Source organism: Paenibacillus stellifer, from assembly GCF_000758685.1.
Classification (GTDB): domain Bacteria; phylum Bacillota; class Bacilli; order Paenibacillales; family Paenibacillaceae; genus Paenibacillus_AQ; species Paenibacillus_AQ stellifer.
Map to the genome: position 1 here is coordinate 1,346,212 of NZ_CP009286.1, position 21,042 is coordinate 1,367,253.

Genomic DNA, 21,042 nt, shown 5'->3' on the forward strand with positions numbered 1-21,042 from the left:
GGATCATATCATACATAGAAGGAGAATTTTTGCCATGGAAGAAAGAAATGCCGGATTCTGGATCCGCTTTGCCGCCAGGTTTCTGGACGGACTCATCTTCTCGCTGCCTCTCAGCATCGTAATCTATCTCTTGACAGGGGAGGACGTACGAGAAGGGGCCGGCCGCACAGTCGTGAACATCCTGAACATTCTGTACGCTGTCCTGCTGCCCATCTTCTGGAACGGCCAGACGATCGGCAAAAGAATCTGCAATATCCGGATTCGCAAGACCAGCGGCGCACCACTGGGTATCGGGACGATGCTGATCCGGGACGGGCTCATCGAGCTGCTGTACTCTTATACTTACGGCATCGCTGTGCTGGTCAGCGCAATCATGGTGGCGGCGCGCAGGGATAAGCGGGCGATCCATGATTTTGCCGCAGGGACCGAGGTTGTGAAGGATTCCTATCTGGACTATGATCATGCCGTGCACGAGGGATACGGACAGGAAAAGAACCCTTTAACGTAAACGGTTACGTTTTTTGGCCGGATTTCGGTAAATGAGGCGTGTTTTGGGGAACGGACGGTATTCCAGTTCAAATGAAAACGTTGTAAAATGTTAGAGAACGAGACAGTTGAACTGGCGCATTTTTAGCACCATATGCGGAAAGGAAAGATACCTAAATGGACCCTAAAACATATAATCTGGCCATAGTAGGCTATGGAGGCATGGGCAGCTACCATGTCCAACTGATTGAACCGATCGAGCGTCTGACCGTAGCCGGCGTATTCGATATCGTGGACTATCGGAAAGAGCTTGCTGCCGCCAAAGGCCTTCAAACCTACGACAGCCTGGAAGCAGTATTATCTGACGATAAAGTCGACATTGTGCTGATCGCAACGCCGAACGATGTGCACAAGACAATTGCCATCCAGGCGCTTAGAGCGGGCAAGCATGTCGTCTGCGAGAAGCCGGTAACCGTGAGCAGCTCCGAGCTGCTTGAAATTATGGAGACGGCCAAAGAGACGAACCGGGTCTTCATGGTGCATCAGAACCGCCGGTGGGATGAGGATTTCCTCATTATTCAGGATCTGATTGCGCAGAAAAAAATCGGCGAGGTATTCCGGGTGGAGTCCCGCGTACAGGGCGCCAACGGCATTCCGGGCGACTGGCGCCAGCTTAAGGCATACGGCGGCGGCATGCTGCTGGATTGGGGCGTCCATCTGCTCGACCAGCTGCTGCTTCTCACAGGCAGCCGTATCGACAGCGTTGCGGCTGAACTCAGCTTCATCCTTGGCACAGAGGTGGATGACGGATTTACGAGCCATATCCGGTTCAAGGACGGTCTGACGGCGGTGATCGAGGTTGGTACGACCAACTTTGTGAAGCTTCCCCGCTGGTATGTCAAGGGAACCGAGGGTACGACGGTGATCCGGGACTGGGATCTCAGCGGCGAGACGGTAGCCATCAATCCCGATGTCGCGAAGGTGGAACCGACGCCGATTCAGGCCGGTCAGGGGCTGACCAAGACGATGGCGCCGCCGTCCGAGGAATCGACGCTGCGTTCTCCGATTGAGAAGGCGCAGAGTACGAAGGCGAGCTTCTACGACAACCTCGTCTCCGTCATCGAGGGCGCGGCCGAGCCGCTGGTGAAGAACGAAGAGGTGCTGCGAGTGCTGCGGCTCATTGAGACGATCTTCGAAGCGGCCGAGAAACGGGCCGTGCTGAAGGATTTGGAGCTGTAATTAACTTTATTGCCGATAACGCCGATAGCCGGATCGGATTGGGGATCAAGTTGCACCTGACCGCGCATCGGCAGGCAAAGAGCCGGGGTTCCTGTTGGAGCCCCGGCTTATTGCGTCAAGGATAACTCTTCTATTTCTGGGGTTCAGCCTGAGTCAGCGCGTTCTCGACCGCTTTCTTCAGGACCCGGCTGGAATTCGTCGCGCCGCTGACAGCATCCACCTCAAGCGTCTGCCGCTGCACGATTTCGCCGAGAATAGCCTCTGCCGGAGCGCCATGCCCGTTCTTATGCTTGAGTATCGTGATATCAGCCACCCGGCCGTTCTTCACGGTGACACGAACCTTCGCGTCAATGAACCGCACGTCGCACTCCCCGTCATATACCCCGTCCTTAAGTCCTGTGAAGGGAAGATCCGCTGTAACAAGATTAGCCACTCTATTCTGATAGTTCCGGACCTGAATGAGATACGTCGCTCCCCAGACGATGCCGATGAGCAATACTAGGGACGCGGCGATTATCCATATCTTTTTCATAACGGAATTTCTCCTTCCTTACTAACCATCCGCAGCAGCAGCCCGAAGCTGTACTCCAGAAGATCGTCCGTTGTCACACCCATCGTCTCGGCAATGTAGCTGCTCTTGCGATGTGCCGCCAGAATCACCCCGGAGAGACTGCTCCAGAAGATCAGAATCGTCTCCTTAATCCGGATATCCGCTCTTACCTCGCCCTGGGCGATTCCCCGGGAGATCATTTCCCCAAGCGCAGCATTGATTTCTTCTCCTACGGCAAAAATATCCCGCTTCACCTGCGGCAGATCTTCGCCATCGAGCGGAGTAGTCTGAAATTCGGCGATGCCCGCGAACTGGTAGGGGGATGCTTCATAGAAGTCGGCGAGGCTGGCGCACAGCTTCTTGTACCCGGCGGAGAAGCTCTGATTCGGGTCCCATTCCCCGAGCAGCTGCTCTTTCAGGCGGGTGAAGCCTTTCAGCACGAGCCGGTCGTGAATTTCCTCCTTGCCCGAGAATTGAAGGTAGACGGTGCGTTTGCTGTATTCGGCTTGGTGAGCAATGTCATCCATCGTCGTCGCGGCATAGCCCTTGTCTTCGAACAGCTGCTCCGCGGCATTCAATATGGTATTCCGGTGAAGCAAAAGAATGACTTCTTTACGGCTGCTGCGGTCCATTTGGAAACCTCCAATGTGAAAAGTAAACTAATGGTTTACCTAATCGTAGCATGGAACGGCGAGGCTGTATGTGCGATTTGTGGCATGGGCTCCATTGGCTGGTAAATTGGCTCATATTAATAGAAAAAGAGATCGCTTCTTTGGAGAGGGTTGGATGGTACATCCAATTCACCAGAAGGCGATCTCTTTGATTTTGGAACAATGGTCCGTCCGCGGAGCGTCCACCTAAGCGATTACGCCCGATCCTAGTTTAATAACGAAGGCTTTAAGCGTTCAGGCGCTTATGATTTTGATGAGCCAGCGTGAGCAGCGCGACGTAGATCGGCTGGACGTTGAATTTTTTGCCGAACTCGAATTTGTAGGAACTAACCTGCACGTTGTTGCTCTTGAAATAAGGCGACTGGATATAGTGGATCGTGATTTCGCTGTCGTCGAAGCCCGTTCCGGCTGTCTCCATCGTTACTTCGTAAATGGACTCAAGCGAGATGGAAGCGACACGCGTCTTCTTGCCGGTTACGCCTTGATGGTCGATCAGGATGATGCGCTCGTCGGTGATGATGAACGAATCCCGGATAAGCTTGAATCCCATTTCAATCTTCTCGTCAGGCATCAGGTACATGCCGTATTGACTCTTCAGCTCCGCCGGTGATACCTCGGAATAATTGCCCAGCAGCCCATTGAACAGATTAGCCATTTTAATAACTCCCCCCGGTGTCATAAAAAATAATGGATGCGCATTAATGATGGATGCTTACCCATATATATTTCGGCAGCCGGAAGATATATCCTTTTTTTAATCGGCAAAAAACGATACTTTTCGTCAAATTCCTGGAGTCGACACGAGGTGCACGGTATCTCTGAAATGCAGAAATTCGTTTTCTGTCAAAGGAGAAGGTCCGCTCATAACGAGAAGGGACAGCGGCGTCTGATTCTCTCTGAGGGGTGGCTGCTCATAGGGATACGGGTTCAAGATGAAGCCCAACCGCTCGTAGAAGGCGATGCGTCTTGATGCCCATTCCGTCTCCGGAGGCTCCACCTCCAGCAGAACGGGGATGGAAGATTCGGCGACGAATGCGCTCAGCATCCGTCCACCCACACCCTGCCCGCGCAGAGAGGGGTCTACTGCCATGTGCTCTAGAAACTGGAACTGTGGGAACTTCCATACCGCAATAAAAGCATTCGTCCGCCCGTCCGGCCCCTTCTCCGCAATTACACGGTAACGCTTGTCCTCTAGCAGGCTCTTCTGTCCTTCATAGGTCCGGAATTCAGAAGGCGGGAAGGAAGCCTCCATCAATCGATACAGCGAGTCAAAGTCCAGTCCGGCTTGCATAATTATCCCTGCTTTCTGGTAAAAATAGGCCCTCGCAACCTTTTTCGCGAACAGGCCGTCTGATACAGCGTACTCTTAACCAGTCTTACAAATCAACCGGGAGATGAAACGTATGAATCGAAAATATAACTCCGCAGCCGCAGGTCTTCTGTTGGCTGCCATGCTGGGACTATCCGCCTGCAGCTCCGGCGGAGATCAGACACAGGGCGCTACCGCCGCCCCGTCCGCGACCGCTTCACCGGCCGGGGGCCAGTCGGCCGCTCCTTCCGAGTCCGCCGCAAATCCTCCGGCGGTTCCGTCCGGTTCCGCCGCAGCTGGCGGAACGGCCGGCGCCTCGGCTCCGGCGCAGGCATCCGCAGCGCCAAACGCGGCGGCCAGCGACAGCCGGAGCGTTCAAAGCCAGCTTCAGGAGCTCATGGAGCTCGCGAAGCAAGGCCATGCGCCAGGCATCCCGTTCGCCGCGCATACGGGTATGATCGAAGATGTGAAGGCCGCATGGGGCAAGCCGGATATCGAGGAGGGCGCCGGCAAGGGGATTTACGCCACATATCAAGCGAAGCAGGCGGTGATCGGCTTCAACAAAGGCAGCGTCATTATCGACGTCCGCTCCAGCGCGGATGAGCTTCACCGGCTGACGCTTCAGAATATCGAGGCATCCCTCGGCAATCCCGACGAGATCACAACGAGCGGGAGCGACCATATCTATACCTACAAAGCGGGCGAGCAGTTCCAGCTTAAGTTCGTGATTCCGGATCAGGCGGGGACGGTGGATCATATTTCCGTCTACTCTCCTTCTGATGCGGTCAACAATATGGCCGGCTAAGAGGAAATAGTGACAGGTTACCGGCTGTCCCGCTGACCCGCTAAGCAGGCTAGGTGACGACGGTTTACCGGCAACGGCGCCGGGATTAAGCCAGGGAAGCGCCAAGCCAGACCCGGGTTTAGATAAAAGTAGCGGATGGAAAGACGCAGCAGCGTACGGCAGCCCTGAGGGAGACTTCAGGGCTGCTTTTGCGCGCGCGGGTGAACGCTGAGCCTGCTATAATTAAACTCACGAAAATAATCCACGATAATAATCCATGAAATAAATAACCGCAAGTAACAACGAACAGGTAATAGAAGGAGAGGATAGCCGGACATGCTGCAATTGGACGAGAACGGATACCGGATATCGGGCGAAGGGGTTTCAGTGGAGCTGCTGCCCAAGGAGTTCGCGCTGCTGAAATTCCTGTACCGGGGCAAAGGCCGCGCCTTCAGCCGGGAGCAGCTGCTGGAAGGCGTCTGGCCGCTGGAATATCCGGTAGAGCGCACGGTGGACGACCACATTTACCGGCTCCGCAAAAAGCTGCAGCCGTTCTCCGGAATTGGCATCCGCACGGTCCGGGGTTTCGGCTACTGTCTTACGGAGCGGACGGCGGCGCGCGGAGTCGACGCAAGCCCGTCGTCCAGGGACGGCGAGCTGCGCGAGAAAATGGCGGAGGTCTTCGCCAAATATCATCAATACGGCCAGGGGCGGTCCATGCTAGCGCTGGCACGCCAGCAGGATGTGCTGGGCTATGAGCTGGACGGGTTCTACAGCGTCTACATTCATTTTGTCGAGGGCGATGTAGAGTGGCTGCTGCGGGGAGAAGCCCCTCTTGCCGAACGGCTGTACTCGCTGCTGCTCTTTCTGTTGTTAACGGAAGAACCGGAAGAAGGTCTGGCCTGGTGTGAACGGGTGCTGGAGGCGAGGATTCTTCCGCCGATGCAGCACAGGGAACTGGAGATTCTGAATGTACTGGAGCCGTTCGCTGCTGCCGGAAGAGCGGAAGAGGCGCTGGAGCGGCTGAAGCTGACCCGGGAGGCGATTAAGGAGCCCGGCTATGAGAACTTCGAGACGCCTGTGGCCAATGCCGAACTGTACGTCCGGCTGATGACGGATACGCCGGAAGCTGAAATTCGGCGGCTGATACAGCGGGTGGAGACGATGATTCAGGGTAAGCCCTTCTTGCGGGATATCGGAAGCTGCAATTTGTCCAAAGGCCTGTGGAAGCTGAAAAAGAACGAGCTCGTTGCCGGAGAAGCCCTGATCGACGAGGGATTAAGCGTACTCGAGCTGTCCGGCTTCGTGCCGATGAAGCTGTTCGCGCTCTACCGGGTCCGCTATTTCTGCCGGAAATACGATTTCAAAGGCAGAGAGGGAGTCACGCGCAAATACGAATCGCTCTTTCAGGAAGAACAAGCCCGTTGCGGGCTTCCGGAGCTGAGAACCGAGATGATCAAGCTGCTGAACGATTGCCTGACCCTATAGGCGAGCTTGTCCCACCCTCTGATATTGCCTGATATTCTGAATTAATTGTCTGATGTCTGATTGTCTGATCCTCTGATATCGTCTGGTTCTCTGATATTTCTCTGACATACCGCCTTCATACTGGGTCTCATCAAGAGACGATTTCATGAAGCGGATGGAGGAATACTACAAGATGATCAGAAGTGAAGCTGCGGCGGCGAAGCGCCGACAGGGCCGAAAGAATACCCGGAGCGGCCTGTTGGCCAACGCTGTTTTTCGAAAAATATACGCCGCCTACGCTGCGGCGGCCATTGGAGACTGGTTCGATATGCTGGCGATCCAGGTGCTGGTTGGCTACCGCTGGCAGGCGAGCCCGCTCATGCTGTCGCTCATCCCGGTCAGCCTCGCGGTGCCGGGAATTGTGCTCGGCTCGCTGGCAGGCGTGGCCGCCGACCGGCTGGACCGGCTCAAGCTGATGCGGCTGTGCGATCTGCTAACAGCCGCTATAACGGCGGCGCTGCTGTTCGCGCCCGGCATGCTGTGGCTGCTGCCCCTGCTGGCGCTGCGCTCGGCCGTCTCCGCGCTGAACGTTCCCGCGCAGCAGTCGCTCAACCGGAGCATCGTCCGGGAGGACCAGCTGCTTCAGGCAGCATCGCTTAACGGCCTGGTGACGCAGGGCTCCAAAATAGCCGGCCCTCTGCTCGGCGGCGCGGCCCTGGCGATTCTCTCGCCGGCGTGGTGCATCGGACTGAACGCGCTGCTGCGGCTGTTCTCTTTCGGGCTGCTCCTGACGGTGAGAAGCCGGGACGCAGCTCGCAGCCCGGAAACCGTGAGCGAGTCCGCCGCCGAAGAGAGCAAGCCTTCCTTCCGCATGATGTGGAAGGAAGGCTGGGGATTGATCTGGAGCAGCCGGCTGCTGCGGAATACGCTGCTGTTCGGGCTCCTTGGCGCGCTGACCATCCAGATGGTGGATTATCAGTTCACCAGCCTGTTCCGCATGCTGGCTCCGGACCGGGCCTACCTGCTCGGTTGGATGATTGCCGCAGCCGGAGCCGGTGCCGTAATGATCATGCTGCTGCTGAACCGTATAAGCGGCGGGCGGCGTTACGGTCTGAGACTCGGGGGCGGGTATGTCCTGATCGGCGCCGCCTTCGGGGGCCTCGGGCTGCTCCAGCCCGGGGCGGGGACGCTGCCTGTCCTCTTGCTCGGCCTGATGATGGGCGCTGGCAACGGGCTGTTCTTCGTATCATTCAGCTACTGCCTGCAGAAGGAGACGCCACCCTCCATGACGGGCCGGGTATTCGGCATTCAGAGCATGATGTTGAGCGCCGTTATGGTCGTGGCTCCGCTGCTGGGCGGCGTGTTGGTAGGAGTAGAGGGGCCCCGGGCGGTCTTCGCCGCCTTCGGGCTTGCGATCGGGCTTCTCGGCGGAACCGGAATGGCGCTCGGCCGCCGGATATGGCCGGAGGGCGATGCTGAAGAAATTTAATGATGTCGCTCCTTTTTTTGTAACCTTTTCCGGTGTCGGTACGTCTTAGTAACTAAAGGATACCGTTACAAAGGAGGAAAGTGACATGCCCATAATGCGCCGCGCCGCCATGACCGTTCTGGCGGGCGTGATGCTGCTGCTGTCGGCCTGCGGCAATGCGCCGGAGAACCGGGGAGAGGGACAGGCGCCCCCCTCGTCTGGACCAACGCCCATGTCGGCAGGTCCGGAGCTCAGTCCCGGCTGGTCGGGAGAGGGACAACCCGGAACACCGGCGGGCTCTCCCGAACCGCTTGCGAGCCCGGATGCAGGGGGGCCGTCTTCCGCAGTTGATATGGAGGGCCAGCCGCCGACGTCGCTTGAGGCCGCATCGGTCGTCATGAAGGCGCTGGCGGCAGGCAATATGAGAGCGCTGGCGGCGTGGGTGCATCCGGAGCACGGGCTGCGCTTTTCTCCTTACGGCTATGTCGATGTGGCAAGTGATCTCGTCTTCTCCCGGAGCGAGGTAGAGGGACTGATGCATGATCCGGCCCTTCGGATATGGGGCTCGCATGCCGGCTCAGGCGAACCCATTGAACTTGCGTTCCCGGATTATTATAAGAAATTCGTCTACGATATTGATTTCAGCACAGGAGCCACAATCGCGGTGAACCGGGCCATCGGGCAGGGAACGACGGTCAACAATGTGAACGAGGTCTATCCGGCGGCGAGCCATGATTATGTCGAGTATCATATCGCCGGGATCGATCCGGCTGCCGAAGGAATGGATTGGCGCAGTCTTCGCCTGGTGTTTGAGAAGATCGGAGAGGACCGGGCGCTGGTGGGCATCATCCACGACCAGTGGACGCCGTAATAGTTAGAGGAGGGGGGCAGCTTAGGCTAACGAAGCTTAAGCTGCGCTTTGTTTATCCGGCACCTTTTTCGAAGACGTTAACGACTGGATTTTGCAATCTTTCCTGAAAATGATTGATATTTTTGTTGAAATCCACGGACAAATTCTGAAATTGTCATGGTTTTCAAGTTGATTTCTTTCCGTTACAATGGATGCAGCATTTCATGCGGATGCATGTATCACATAATAATCAGGTATGGTTGTTCAGCGTAACCGGATGTCCCGCTGCCGGCGGAGAGGAAGAATGCGGCGCTTGCGATGAGCAAGCTGGAGGTCGGATTCGGCCTCGGCTCGCTGTTATTTCCGCTGCTGGTCGGAGCGCTTATCACGGTCGGCAGATGGAACCTGGCCTTGTTCGCCGTCGCCGGATACGCCGTATCGCTGTCGGTGTTTATCCGCTTTTTGCGTTATGGGGAAGCGGAGCCGCTGTTTCGGCCTTCTTCCGGAAGAGCGGAGAGAAGTCAGCCCGCACCGGCCGGGAAGATGGCGGGCAGAGGGAACAGGCTGTTTCCTTTCCTTATGCTTCTGTTTGTTCTGTATGGAGCAATGGATATAGGCCTTAGCCATTATCTGCCCTCGATGATGCTTCAGACGGGCATGGCCACCCAAGCCTCGGCTCCGTTCGCCGCCCTGACGCTCGGCCTGTACCTCTTCCGGGTAAAAGAGAAGCGGATCACCGACGCCGAACCTGCGCAAGCAGCCGTCAGCTGAGCAAGCCGCCCGTATTAGCCGTGTTATCGTATTTATAGTGGGGAGGCTCCTGTCGCTTAAGGGCGATGCGGCAGCCGCCTCTTTTTCATATTTTCATAGCAGAGCCGGTTCCTGCTGTTTGAAGCAGTTAGGGGAATCGGTTCTTTTGCTGTGCTGAACAATGTCATACCTGCAACCCGCCGCGCCAATTATACTGGATGGGATTGGATAAAAGCGGAAGGTGACCTATGCGAACAAAGATTTTGCTGCTTCAGCCCGAGAACAAGAAGATCAAACGTTTCCGCCGGAAACAGTTCAATAATTTCGTTCAGATCACGATGCCCTATTTGGCGGGGTTCATAGATGAGAGCAAGTATCAGATTACGCTGGTGGACGAGTACAGCCAGAGGATTCCTTTTCACCGGAAATTCGATGTGGTGGCCATTACGGTGAACACGCCGAACGCCTATCACTGCTACAACATAGCGGAGCGGTTCCGGAAGTCGGGGGCCAAGGTGGTGCTGGGAGGACCGCATGTTACGCTGCTCCCGGAGGAAGCCGGCGGACACTGCGACACAATCATGATCGGCGAAGCGGAAGAGACATGGCCGAGGTTTCTTGCGGACTTTCTGGAAGGCCGGGAGCAGCCGGTCTACCGTTCGGAGGGGATTCCGGATTTGCGGAACCTTCCGCTGCCGAGATGGGATCTGCTGAAGCGGAACCCGCTGATGAAAGGGGCGGTGTTCGCGACACGGGGCTGTCCTTACCGCTGCGCTTACTGCAATCTGAAGCAGATTTATCATAACCGGTTCCGTACCCGTCCGGTCGGCGAGGTCATGCACGAGGTGTCGCTGCTGAGATCGCGTTTTTTTGTGTTCTGGGATGATAATTTTTTTGCGGACAAGGCTCATGCGCTGGAACTGATGGAACAGATCAAGCCGCTCGGGAGAAAATGGGCCGCTCAGGCGACCCTCGCCGACTGCAACGATGACGAACTGCTCAAGAAGGCCAAGGAAGCAGGCTGCCTGTACCTGTTCGTCGGTCTGGAATCGTTCTCTCCGGCCGCTCTGCGCGGGGTGAATAAAGGCATCAACCGGGTGAATGCCTACCGGGAAATTATTTCGAAGCTGCACAGCCATGGCATCATGATTCAGGCGGGCATTGTCTTCGGCTTCGACGAAGATACGCCGGACACCTTCCGGGATACGCTTCAAGCCTGCGAGGAGCTTGGCATCGACGGGGTGACCGTCAGCCTGCTGACTCCGCTTCCCCATACGCCTGTATATACCGATATGAAGGAGTCCGGAAGGCTAACCAGCATGGACTGGAGCCTGTATAACGGAAAGACGGACGTCGTGTTCCAGCCCCGGAATATGACGCCGGAAGAGCTGTATCAAGGTTATGCCGAATTCCGGAGGCGCTTCTACTCGCTGCGCTCATTCATAAGGCGGATGAGAGTGTCGCGTACGCATATTTTGTACAACTTCATCATCAACCTGGGATACCGGCTGGCCCTGAAGCGTTAGCGGGAGCAGGAACTTGGATTATAAAAATGGTCTGCAGAATTTGATTGATACCTTGCTGTGATTCCGGAAGAGCGATTAACGTTCTTCGTAGCCTAGCTAGTCCTAGCCTAACATTTCATCCAGATCCACCTTCCTGCCCGCCAGGTGATGCATGGGAGACACCACGAACTTCGCTTGTGGTGCGGGAGGAAGCGGAGCGCGGCCGGCTGGCCAGAGTGCATGTCCGCGATATCCGCTTAATCAACAGTATCGCCGTCTGTACACGCCGCAATGAACGGCGCTCCGCGCTTCTGGAAGATTTCATCGCGATCTGCCGAAGCTTTCTTCCGGGGATGTGAAGAGGCTATGATCCGCCGATTGAAAAATAAAACGAACGAAAGAGCCGGCTTTTTCCAATATAGAGTGGAAGAACGAAGGAGGAATGGCGGATGACCTGTTCGAACGAAGACTCACAGCTCGCATCGCTTGCGCTTGCCGGCAGCCGCGAAGCGTTCAGCCAGCTGTATGAAAGCACAATCGCCGAGGTATATCGCACCGCCCGCTTCCTGGTAGGAGATCCTTCCGATACGGATGATGTCGTCCAGGAGATATACATCCAGCTATACCGGTCGCTGCAGCATTACGATGCTTCCCGGCCGTTCCGGCCGTGGCTGATGGGGCTGGTTGCGCGGCAGTGCCGGGCTTACCGGAGGAAGCGGTGGAGCATGCTGCGGATTCAGAGCCGGAGCAAGCGGAGCCGGGGCTTCGAGGACCGCGATTTCGCAGGGGATGTCGTGGACCGAATGGCAATTGCGCCGCTGCTTGAGAGCGTGGAGCGTCTGCCATACAAGCTGAAGCAGGTTGTGATTCTGCGGTATTTGAACGAATACTCGCAGGAGGAGATTGCCCAGGCGCTCGGTATCCCCCTTGGAACGGTCAAGTCCCGGATTCATGCCGCTTTAAGGAAGCTGCGAAGGAAGGAAATTGCGGAGATCGGACACACGGGAAGGATGGAGGATGCTCATGAAACTTGAAGAAGAGCTGCGGGGAGCGCTCGCTTCACACAGCATGGAGTGGAGGGCGCCGGAAGAGCTGAAGGAGACCATCATGCGCGAGACATTCGGGAAGACCCGAAGAATGCGTCCGGGCAAATGGGCGGCGGCGGGGATTCTTGCGGCTGTGCTGCTGCTGCCGACCGGCGTGTATGCGGGCTATCATTATTTGGCCGATTCGGTGTACGGATCGCAGAAGCAATTTCAGCAGTTGGGCGGAACTCTGGCGCAATATGAACGGCTTGAATCCAAGCTCCAGGCGGCCAAGGCAAGCCTTCCGCCTGAAGAATTCGACCACTTCTTGTCGCTGCTGCATGAACTTGGGACGTATAATGCCAAGATTGTGGACAATGCAGGCGTGCTGCACCCGGACCGGTTGAGTTCCAGTGAGCAAAAAGAATACGAGAAGCTGACCTCGGAGCTTCAGCCCTTTTTCACCAAGCTGAATAAGGGAGAACAGCAGGCGGCCGGAGTCGGACAGCCGGTGAATAATCAGAAGTTCCTGATGCATCTGGTGGACACTGCTGAGCAGAAGCTCAATGCCGAGGATCTGGCCAAAGTGAAGGATATTGTGAACAGCCTTGAGAAGATACAGGCCAAAGGAATATTGAGTGAAGAGGATTCCCGCAAAGTACAGGAACTGTGGAAGCAGTTTGAGCCGTATTCCAAGGATTTGGGCATTAAGATAGAGCCTGCACAGTAGTCGTATCGCCAAGCTCAAAGCATGAGAACGAGACCACTGCCGCAACGCCAAGAGCCTTCCCCGATGGGAAGGCTCTTGGTCGTGGATTCGCTAAGACTAACTGAGCTGCATAGTCGTGAGGCAGGTATCGTTTTTCTCGTATGTGGAAACCTCGGACTCGGCGGTCTTTCCGTTGTATCCGATGGTGAGCCGGTACGTCTGGCCGCGCGGCAGCCACAAATCGATAAACCCGTTGGCGTGGGATTTCACCGTCTGGTTCAGTACGATTTTGCCATCCGCATTAACAGCCGTAACGGTGAACTCTTTATTGGCGAGCTCGCCCTGGCAGCCGGCCAGATTGTGGGTCGCACAGGGATGCGTGGAATCCGTATAAGGCGCCACAGACAGAAAAAATTCGTCCTTCGGCAGACCGTAGGTCAAAGTGGTGCCGTCCTCCTTCTTGACGACGAGCTTTCGCGAGTCGATGGAAGCCGATTTGGCGGTCAAAGCGCCTGAGCTGTATTGATCGACGATCTGCTTGATCCCCGGCGTTTCAGCGATGGTTGCCTTGCCGCTGTCTCCGCCGCCGTCTGTGCTGCGGTTCATGGCAGTATAGGCGCCAAGCCCGCCCAATGCCACAATCACCAGAGCAATAGCCGCCGCTCTTGTCTTTCTTGTCATGCTTGTCATTCTCCTTTATCTCATACTGGAAGTGCTGCAGCTCTATTTTAATCTCATACAAGCGCGTTTCAGCCCTACTATTATATATGAAGCGATCCGAAATGAAAGTTACCAAAAGCATAAATAGAGCCAGGACAAAAGGAAGAAGATAGCGAGTCCTCCGACGCTTGTCATGCCCGTCTGCATAATGGAGCCAAGTCCCTCATAGACATGTACTAATCAATGCTACTCAATACAGGTTAAGGGGATGATGTCATGCGCCGGACAGCATGGGTACTCGCGGTCATTATGTGCGTTACCCTGATCATGACGGGCTGCGGGAAGAAGGACGCCGCTTCCGTGGTCAAGGATTTGAACAATGTGGCCGACAAGCTGGAGAGCAAGAGCGGGGCGTATCAGGGAGAGGGAACGATGACCCTGTACACGGGAGAACAGCCCCAGGAGTACAAGGTGGAGGTCTGGTACAAGAATCCTTCCTATTACCGGATCAGCCTTGCCAATACGCAGAAGAACATAACGCAGATTGTACTCCGCAACGATGAAGGCGTGTTCGTGCTGACGCCAAGCCTCGGCAAGAGCTTCCGCTTCCAGAGCGATTGGCCGGACAATCAAGGCCAGGTTTATCTCTATCAGACGCTGCTGAAAGGCATTACCGCCGATGACAACCGCCAGTTCGTGGCAGACAAGGACAGCTATGTGTTCGAGGTGGCCGCGAATTACCAGAGCAGCGCCCTCGTTCGCCAGAAGATCTGGCTGGACAAAAAGACGTATGCGCCCAAGCAGGTCCAGGTATCCGACTCGGAGGCCAAGGTCGTGGTGAACGTGAAGTTCGACAAATTCGCCTTTGATCCCCAGTTCGCCGCCGATGCGTTTGATATGCAGAAAAATATGGCTTCCGGCAAGTCGGAAAATACGGTCGCCCAGGTGGACGAGAACGGCAATCCGCTGCCTGCGGCGGACAGCCAGGATGCAGCGCAGAATCAGGCGGCTGTGCCGGCCGGCGACTTCGGCGTGATCGAGCCGGGATATACGCCCGAAGGCGTAACGCTTAAAGATTCCAACAAAGTGGAGAACAGCGAGGATCATGCTGTACTTCTTCGGTATGATGGAACGTATCAGTATACGATTATGGAGTCCCGTCCGCTGGATCAGGCAGTCTCTCTTGCTCCCGGCACGATGGTCGATCTCGGCTTCACATGGGGCGTTCTGACGGGCGATGAGCAGCAGACGCTGACCTGGATGCCGGGCGACGGCGTTCAGTACCGGATTACAAGCCCGAACCTGCCAGTTAGTGAAATGATGGAAATTGCAGCTTCTATGGAGGATCAAACGGGTAAATAAATGATTGTAGACGGATACTGCTTATGAGTGGAAATTCTTCCTCTACACGCGGTATCCGTTTTGCTGTCATCCGGGGTTCTCCGGGATCTGAACGCTGCCGGATGTCCGAGCTTTCCTGTTCTGGCCTTGCTATCCATTTGACAGTGCTTACCGTTAGCATTACGATAACGTATAAGCAAGTGAAGCAAGAGCATCTTCGGCAGAGGGTTCTCTAGACTAACAAGAAGGTGACTGGAAGTGCAGGAAAGCTATCGGCCGACTGCGGCCGAGATTGATTTGGATGCGTTGCGTGCCAATTACGAGAGCTTTCGACGGCATTTGCCGGCGGATGTGAAGCTGATGGTATGCGTCAAGGGAAATGCTTACGGCCATGGAGCGGTTGACGTGACAAGAGAGCTTGAGACTCTGGGCGTGGATTATGTCAGCGTGGCTTTTCTGGATGAGGCGATTCAACTGCGCCAGGCGGGGATTGCACTCCCGATTCTGGTGCTTGGCTATACGCCCCCCGAAGCCATTCCGGCTGCCTGGGAGTACGATGTTACCATAACGCTCTTTACTCCGGAGGTTCTGGAGGCCGTGGCCAAGCTGCCTGATGGCGACAGCCGGAAGCTCAAAGTGCATATCAAGATCGACAGCGGAATGGGCCGCCTGGGACTTCTGCCGGCACAGGCGCCGAATTTCATCAAGCAAGTATGCCAAGTCCGACAGGCAGATGTTGAAGGAATGTTCACGCATTTTGCCAGAGCGGACGAGGCCGACAAAGGCTATACACTGGAGCAGTACCGACGATTTATGAGCGTGACGGAAGCGCTTCGGGAGAATAAGATCCATATCCCAATCATACATACGGGCAACAGCGCTACGGCCATCGATACCCCAGAGCTGTCTCCGAACATGCTCCGTGTGGGCGTAAGCATTTACGGCTTTTATCCGTCGACCGCGGTCAACCGGCAGGAGGTTAAGCTGCAGCCGGTCATGACGCTGAAGACACAGGTCGTCTATGTGAAAAGCTTGCCGGAAGGCTGGGGAATCAGCTATGGGACCCACTACCGAACTGATAGCGGGGAGTATATCGCGACGCTGCCGATCGGGTATGCGGACGGGTATTCCCGGCTGCTGAGCGGCAAGGCGGAAGTGCTAATACGCGGCCGTCGCGTTCCTGTCGTCGGAACCATCTGCATGGACCAGTGTATGGTATCGCTCAAATCTTTCGCCGACGAGGCGGAACAAATCAAAGCCGGCGAAGAGGTTGTCCTCATCGGCCGTCAGGCTGGAGTCTCCGTTTCGGCGGACGAGCTGGCCTCCCTTATGGGAACCATTCACTATGAGTTGGTGTGCATGCTGGCGAACCGGGTCCCACGGATCTATATCCGGCAAGGCTCGGCTCCGAAATTGGTCAATGCGCTCACCCAAAACCTGGAGTCCAATCCGGTGGCATAAGCTGGGAGAAACCATCAAGGAATATTTAATCGTGGACAACTGTGTGACTTATGGTCTATACGAAGCGCCGTTTCTAGTTTATAATGGTTGCAGCATAGTTGATATACTGACGGCATATATTCCTTGTATAAAATTCCTTGCATAATGCTACACTGGAATCAAGGGCAGTAGGTTTGTGGGGGTGGAAGAGAAGTTGGCCAATTTACAGAGCACCAAAAGAATCATGATTAGCTTGCCCGATCATCTCTTGCAAGAGGTGGATGGAATTGTCGAACTGGAGAATTCCAACCGCAGCGAATTGATTCGGCAGGCCATGAAGCTGTATCTTAGCGAACGGAGGAAGCGTTCCATAAGGGAGTCCATGCAGCGCGGATACATGGAGATGGCCAAGATCAACTTGACCATGGCATGTGAAGCGTTCCTAGCCGAGGAAGATGCAGACAGTACTCTTGGCCGCTTAGTAAGCGGGGTGTAGATATTGATCGTAAAACGCGGCGACGTTTTTTTTGCCGATCTTTCGCCGGTGGTGGGTTCCGAGCAGGGCGGTGTCCGACCCGTCCTCGTCATTCAGAACGATATTGGCAATCGCTTTAGTCCGACGGTAATCGTTGCGGCGATTACCGCACAGATCCAGAAGGCCAAGCTACCTACTCATGTGGAGATTGAGGCAGCCTCCCACGGATTCGACAGGGATTCCGTGATTCTCCTGGAACAAGTCCGGACCATCGACAAGCAGCGCCTAACGGACAAGATAACCCACCTGGACGACGAAACGATGAAAAAGGTGGATGATTCGCTGCAAATCAGCCTGGGTTTGATTGATTTTTAAAAAAAGCCCCGGGTTATTAATATGACAAGCAAGGAAGGCCCGTCCGTGGATAACGCGGCGGGCCTTTTGGCTGTGCAGGCAAGGACAGTGCGGGCAGGGGCTGTGCAGGCAAGGACTGTGCAGGCAAGGACTGTACAGGCAAGGACAGTGCGGGCAAGGGCTGTGCAGGCAAGGGAGGCTGGATGTCTGAGGCAGATGCCTTGGCACGCCTTTGCCTTGCATCAGCGACCGTCGTCTGTTGCACCTCCTCCGCACACCGCCATTCGTCGTGCGGCCATCCGGCAGATCTTCCACCGCAGCAGATTCATGAGCCCGGTAACGGCTGGCCAATTGGAGCCGCTGAAACTGCTGAATCCGCTGGAATCAGGCACTTCACCGGAACCACGGAAGCCCGGTGAGAACAGGAGCACGGCTGGAACGCTCTCTGTTAAATATGATACGATGAGAGCTATAACAGGGCAGCTATAACAGCTATTGAAAAGAGGAGAATGCAAGTGGTGGAACAAGAGATCCATTCCGCAGCGGATGAGCGCCGTGAGCGGGATCTTATGATCAGCCAGATCACCGGAGAGCTCAGCCTGTCCCCTCGCCAGGTCGGCGTGGCGGTCTCGCTGCTGGATGAAGGCAATACGATTCCGTTCATCGCACGCTACCGCAAGGAGATGACGGGCGAGCTGGACGAGAACGCGCTTCGCGACGTCGAAGAGCGGCTCGGGTATCTCCGGTCTCTGGGCGAGCGGAAGCGGGAGGTAATCCGCATCATTGAAGAGCAGGGCAAGCTGACGGAGGAACTGCGCGGGCAGATCGTCAAAGCAGCCAAGCTTCAGGAGGTGGAAGACCTTTATCGCCCCTTCCGGCAAAAGCGCAAGACGCGGGCCAGCGTCGCCAAGGAGAAGGGGCTTGAGCCTCTGGCGAACTGGATACTGGAACAGCGGCGTGTCGGCAATCCGGAGGAGGAAGCGTCCCGCTACGTCGATTCCGACAAGGGCGTGGAATCAGTAGCCGAAGCTCTTCAAGGCGCGCAGGACATCATCGCCGAGGGTCTGGCGGATGATCCGGCGATCCGTTCCTGGGTCCGCCAGTTCACAGCTTCGCAGGGCATTCTCGTCTCGGAAGCAAAGGACTCGGAGCAGGAGTCGGTGTACGAGAACTATTACAGCTACCGGGAGCCGGTTCACAAGATGCCGCCCCATCGCATTCTCGCCATTAACCGCGGCGAGCGGGAGAATGTGCTGAAGGTCGGCATTGAAGTGGATACGGCGCGCATTCATGCGCATGTGACCCGCAAGCTGATCAAAGGACCTTCGCCGGTCAAGGAGCTGCTGGAAGCTGTAGCCGAGGACGCCTACAAGCGGCTGATCGCGCCTTCGGTGGAGCGCGAGGTCCGGGCGGAGATGACGGAGAAGGGCGAGAACCAGGCCATCTCCATCTTCTCCTCCAACCTGCGCAGCCTTCTGCTGCAGCCGCCGGTCAAGGGCCGCCGCGTGCTCGGCGTCGATCCGGCTTACCGCACCGGCTGCAAGCTCGCGGCCGTGGACGAGACCGGCAAGCTGCTGGAGGTGGCGGTGACTTATCCAACGCCGCCGCATAACAAGAAGCGCGAGGCTGCCGCGACTTTCAAGAGCTTGATCGCGAAGTACGGGATCAAGCTGATCGTCATCGGCAACGGCACGGGCTCGCGCGAGACGGAGCAGTTCACCGCCGATACCATTCAGGAGATCGGCGATCCCGAGCTGGCCTACCTCATCGTCAATGAGGCCGGGGCCAGCGTCTATTCCGCCTCCAAGCTGGCGCAGGAGGAGTTCCCGGACCTTGACGTGGCCGAGCGCAGCGCCGCGTCGATCGCCCGCCGCGTGCAGGACCCGCTCGCGGAGCTGGTCAAGATCGAGCCGAAGGCGATTGGCGTCGGCCAATACCAGCATGATGTGTCGCAGAAGCATCTGGACGAGAGCCTTAAAGCCGTCGTGGAATCGGCGGTTAACCATGTCGGCGTCGATGTGAACACCGCTTCGCCGTCGCTGCTGTCCTACGTAGCGGGAATTAATTCGACGATTGCGAAGAATATCGTCAAGTTCCGCGAGGAGAACGGCATTTTCAAGAACCGCAAGCAATTGCAGAAGGTGCCGCGTCTGGGGGCCAAATCCTTCGAGCAGTGCATCGGCTTCCTCCGTATCCCGGAAGGGGAGAATACGCTGGACCGCACGCCGATCCACCCGGAATCGTACGATGTGGTCACCCGCCTGTTCAAGGAGCTGAAGCTTTCGCTCTCCCAGATCGGGAGCAAAGAGCTTGCCTCTGTACTGGCTTCGCAGAGCCCTGAGGAGCTTGCTGCGAAGCTGGAAGTCGGCGTGCCGACTCTGCGCGACATTCTGGAGAGCCTGCAGCGCCCGGGCCGCGACCCCCGCGAGGAGCTGCCGCCGCCGATCTTCCGCACCGATGTGCTGAAGATCGAGGATCTGGCGCCCGGCATGGAGCTGCAGGGCACGGTCCGCAATGTCATCGACTTCGGCGCCTTCGTCGATATTGGCATCAAGAATGACGGACTGGTTCATATTTCCCAGCTCAGCACTAGCTTCGTCAAGCATCCGATGGATGTCGTCTCCGTTGGCGACAATGTTACCGTCTGGGTGATTGGCGTCGATCTCAAAAAAGGCCGGGTCAGCCTGACGATGCGTCCGCCGCGCAGCGAGGCTCAAGGCAGCTAAGACCGCCAGCGCCGGTATCACGCGAAAAACCTCCGCACCGCTTCCCATCCCGGCAGGGATGGATGAAGCGTACGGAGGTTTTTTTTCACAAATAAGGGCTTATCTCGCTTGATCCATCGATACAAATCAGTACAGCGGCGAATCCGTTGCGGGCGGCGTGTAGGAGCCGGGGAGCGGCTTCGCGGTGGCCGTGTAGCCTTCCGGCAGGTAAGTCACCGCTTTGGCGGTCGAGATGACCTGGGCATACATCTGGCCGGGAGCAGGCTTCGTGATTTCATAATAAATGACGGCCTTCTGCTCCGAACCGAACTCGATTCGGGCGATGGACAGGCCATACCCCGGATTCGGCAGATTGCCTACGGTCACGGTGACTTTGTTCACGCCATCGGCCGCTTTTTCCAACGATACCATGGCTGCGGCGTCACTCTCCTCTACTCCGGGCGAAACCGAAGGGGTATTCTGAATCACGTTTCTCGCGTTGTAAATCCATACGGCCGCCTCGGCGCGGGTCACGGCATCATCCGGCCGGAATTTCCCGTCATCCTCAAACGTAATTACACGCATGTTGAAAAGCGTCTGAAGACTGTTCATTGTCGCCGCATCCAGCTTGTCGCCGTCCGAAATGAACGCGTACATCTTCGTCACGGGAAAATTCCCCTTGGTCTGAATCGCCTGATCCAGCAAATGCGCGAATTCGGCGCGGGTTATGACCGCTTTGGGGTCAGTCGAAGGTGCAAGGCTTAAACCGCTCCGTACCGCCGTAACGAAGGAGGGCGCATACCAGGATTTGTCGTCGAGCTTGGTGAAATAATCGCTGGCCTTGGCAGGGCCGTTCGAATCCGCGGCGGGCGTAAGGGACAGGCCGTTCACCAGGAACTGGATAGCTTGTCCGTATGTGACTTTGGCTTTGGGAGCAAACAGTTGGCTAGTCACTCCGTTAATCACCCCTGCATCGTACAGAGATTGGATTTGGGCCTCGGCTGGATCGCCCTTCAAATCAGTGAAGGCGAAGGCGGATGCTCCCACCGACAGGGAAGCTGCTATAATTCCGCAGGCCAACGTCATTTTAGCGCCGCGTTTCAAGTTGTTTGTCTTCATTATATCATCACCTCTACCTTATAGATGGCAAAATAGGCCAAAAAGTTGCATCCGATTTAGGTTTGTCCGTCATAAGGAACTTATCCGCGCTATTGCGATTCCAAGCCGCCTTCAATCCGTGCACTGGAACACCCG

The 21,042-nt window shown here is 56.3% G+C and carries 22 protein-coding genes; 16 read left to right on the plus strand and 6 right to left on the minus strand.

The features are described from left to right. The first annotated feature begins 34 nt into the window (after positions 1-34). Both PSTEL_RS06105 and PSTEL_RS06110 read left to right on the plus strand, forming a co-directional pair. Positions 35-508 carry an RDD family protein gene (locus PSTEL_RS06105; RefSeq protein ID WP_038694198.1) on the plus strand — a complete coding sequence of 158 codons (474 nt, stop codon included), beginning with the start codon at positions 35-37 and terminating at the stop codon, positions 506-508. A gap of 155 nt (positions 509-663) precedes the next feature. Further along, positions 664-1,725, plus strand: a complete 1,062-nt coding sequence (locus tag PSTEL_RS06110; RefSeq protein WP_038694200.1) for a Gfo/Idh/MocA family protein — start codon at positions 664-666, stop codon at positions 1,723-1,725. Positions 1,726-1,855: 130 nt separating this feature from the next. On the opposite strand, the gene PSTEL_RS06115 is transcribed toward PSTEL_RS06110, so the two are convergent. The 4 genes from PSTEL_RS06115 to PSTEL_RS06130 form a co-directional block, all read right to left on the minus strand. Beyond that, positions 1,856-2,257, minus strand: a complete 402-nt coding sequence (locus PSTEL_RS06115; protein ID WP_038694202.1) for an FMN-binding protein — start codon at positions 2,255-2,257, stop codon at positions 1,856-1,858. After that, entirely contained in the window at positions 2,254-2,907 is a 654-nt protein-coding gene (locus tag PSTEL_RS06120; RefSeq protein WP_038694204.1) for a TetR/AcrR family transcriptional regulator, read from the minus strand. The genes PSTEL_RS06115 and PSTEL_RS06120 overlap by 4 nt, the downstream gene beginning before the upstream one ends. 265 nt (positions 2,908-3,172) lie before the next feature. Further along, positions 3,173-3,601: a PH domain-containing protein gene (locus PSTEL_RS06125; protein ID WP_038694206.1), complete on the minus strand. Its 429-nt coding sequence runs from the start codon at positions 3,599-3,601 to the stop codon at positions 3,173-3,175. 126 nt (positions 3,602-3,727) lie between these two features. Beyond that, positions 3,728-4,237 carry a GNAT family N-acetyltransferase gene (locus tag PSTEL_RS06130; protein WP_038694208.1) on the minus strand — a complete coding sequence of 170 codons (510 nt, stop codon included), beginning with the start codon at positions 4,235-4,237 and terminating at the stop codon, positions 3,728-3,730. A 112-nt stretch (positions 4,238-4,349) separates the two neighbouring features. On the opposite strand from PSTEL_RS06130, the gene PSTEL_RS06135 reads away from it, so the two are divergent. The 9 genes from PSTEL_RS06135 to PSTEL_RS06170 all read left to right on the plus strand — a co-directional run bounded on the left by PSTEL_RS06135 (position 4,350) and on the right by PSTEL_RS06170 (position 12,834). Continuing rightward, positions 4,350-5,060 (plus strand): YjgB family protein, encoded by a 711-nt coding sequence (locus PSTEL_RS06135; RefSeq protein ID WP_038694210.1) that lies wholly within the window; start codon positions 4,350-4,352, stop codon positions 5,058-5,060. A 315-nt stretch (positions 5,061-5,375) separates the two neighbouring features. Next, positions 5,376-6,527, plus strand: a complete 1,152-nt coding sequence (locus PSTEL_RS06140; RefSeq protein ID WP_038694211.1) for a winged helix-turn-helix domain-containing protein — start codon at positions 5,376-5,378, stop codon at positions 6,525-6,527. A 145-nt stretch (positions 6,528-6,672) separates the two neighbouring features. Beyond that, positions 6,673-7,995, plus strand: a complete 1,323-nt coding sequence (locus PSTEL_RS06145) for an MFS transporter (protein WP_245625092.1) — start codon at positions 6,673-6,675, stop codon at positions 7,993-7,995. An 85-nt stretch (positions 7,996-8,080) separates the two neighbouring features. Next, positions 8,081-8,845 carry a hypothetical protein gene (locus tag PSTEL_RS06150; protein ID WP_038694213.1) on the plus strand — a complete coding sequence of 255 codons (765 nt, stop codon included), beginning with the start codon at positions 8,081-8,083 and terminating at the stop codon, positions 8,843-8,845. Positions 8,846-9,109: 264 nt separating this feature from the next. Continuing rightward, positions 9,110-9,595, plus strand: a complete 486-nt coding sequence (locus tag PSTEL_RS06155; protein ID WP_281176780.1) for an MFS transporter — start codon at positions 9,110-9,112, stop codon at positions 9,593-9,595. A 227-nt stretch (positions 9,596-9,822) separates the two neighbouring features. Continuing rightward, positions 9,823-11,100: a B12-binding domain-containing radical SAM protein gene (locus tag PSTEL_RS06160; RefSeq protein WP_038694217.1), complete on the plus strand. Its 1,278-nt coding sequence runs from the start codon at positions 9,823-9,825 to the stop codon at positions 11,098-11,100. Between the two features lie 176 nt (positions 11,101-11,276). Further along, entirely contained in the window at positions 11,277-11,438 is a 162-nt protein-coding gene (locus PSTEL_RS27480; protein ID WP_156995801.1) for a type 2 periplasmic-binding domain-containing protein, read from the plus strand. 90 nt (positions 11,439-11,528) lie between these two features. Continuing rightward, the gene (locus PSTEL_RS06165) at positions 11,529-12,113 is read left to right on the plus strand and encodes a sigma-70 family RNA polymerase sigma factor (RefSeq protein ID WP_038694218.1); all 585 of its coding nucleotides are present in this window, start codon (positions 11,529-11,531) and stop codon (positions 12,111-12,113) included. Then, complete coding sequence (locus tag PSTEL_RS06170) at positions 12,103-12,834, plus strand: DUF3600 domain-containing protein (RefSeq protein WP_052098227.1); 732 nt, start codon at positions 12,103-12,105, stop codon at positions 12,832-12,834. The genes PSTEL_RS06165 and PSTEL_RS06170 overlap by 11 nt, the downstream gene beginning before the upstream one ends. Before the next feature lie 96 nt (positions 12,835-12,930). Here PSTEL_RS06170 and PSTEL_RS06175 read toward each other — a convergent pair whose 3' ends face one another. After that, a complete protein-coding gene (locus PSTEL_RS06175) occupies positions 12,931-13,494 on the minus strand; it encodes a CueP family metal-binding protein (protein WP_038694221.1) in 564 nt (187 codons plus the stop codon). A gap of 255 nt (positions 13,495-13,749) precedes the next feature. Here PSTEL_RS06175 and PSTEL_RS06180 point away from each other — a divergent pair, with 255 nt between their 5' ends. The 5 genes from PSTEL_RS06180 (at position 13,750) to PSTEL_RS06205 (ending at position 19,809) form a co-directional block, all read left to right on the plus strand. Further along, on the plus strand, positions 13,750-14,835 hold the full coding sequence (locus tag PSTEL_RS06180; protein WP_038694223.1) for a LolA family protein: 1,086 nt from the start codon (positions 13,750-13,752) through the stop codon (positions 14,833-14,835). Positions 14,836-15,072: 237 nt separating this feature from the next. After that, the gene (gene alr / locus PSTEL_RS06185) at positions 15,073-16,275 is read left to right on the plus strand and encodes an alanine racemase (RefSeq protein WP_038694224.1); all 1,203 of its coding nucleotides are present in this window, start codon (positions 15,073-15,075) and stop codon (positions 16,273-16,275) included. Positions 16,276-16,468: 193 nt separating this feature from the next. Next, positions 16,469-16,750 carry a CopG family ribbon-helix-helix protein gene (locus PSTEL_RS06190; RefSeq protein WP_038700247.1) on the plus strand — a complete coding sequence of 94 codons (282 nt, stop codon included), beginning with the start codon at positions 16,469-16,471 and terminating at the stop codon, positions 16,748-16,750. Between the two features lie 3 nt (positions 16,751-16,753). Continuing rightward, positions 16,754-17,104, plus strand: coding sequence for a type II toxin-antitoxin system PemK/MazF family toxin (locus tag PSTEL_RS06195; RefSeq protein ID WP_025333625.1), 351 nt, complete (start codon positions 16,754-16,756; stop codon positions 17,102-17,104). A gap of 548 nt (positions 17,105-17,652) precedes the next feature. Continuing rightward, positions 17,653-19,809 (plus strand): Tex family protein, encoded by a 2,157-nt coding sequence (locus PSTEL_RS06205; RefSeq protein WP_245625176.1) that lies wholly within the window; start codon positions 17,653-17,655, stop codon positions 19,807-19,809. A gap of 126 nt (positions 19,810-19,935) precedes the next feature. Here the strand turns inward: PSTEL_RS06205 and PSTEL_RS06210 are convergent, their stop codons facing one another. After that, positions 19,936-20,907 (minus strand): S-layer homology domain-containing protein, encoded by a 972-nt coding sequence (locus PSTEL_RS06210; RefSeq protein ID WP_038694231.1) that lies wholly within the window; start codon positions 20,905-20,907, stop codon positions 19,936-19,938. Positions 20,908-21,042 lie beyond the last annotated feature (135 nt).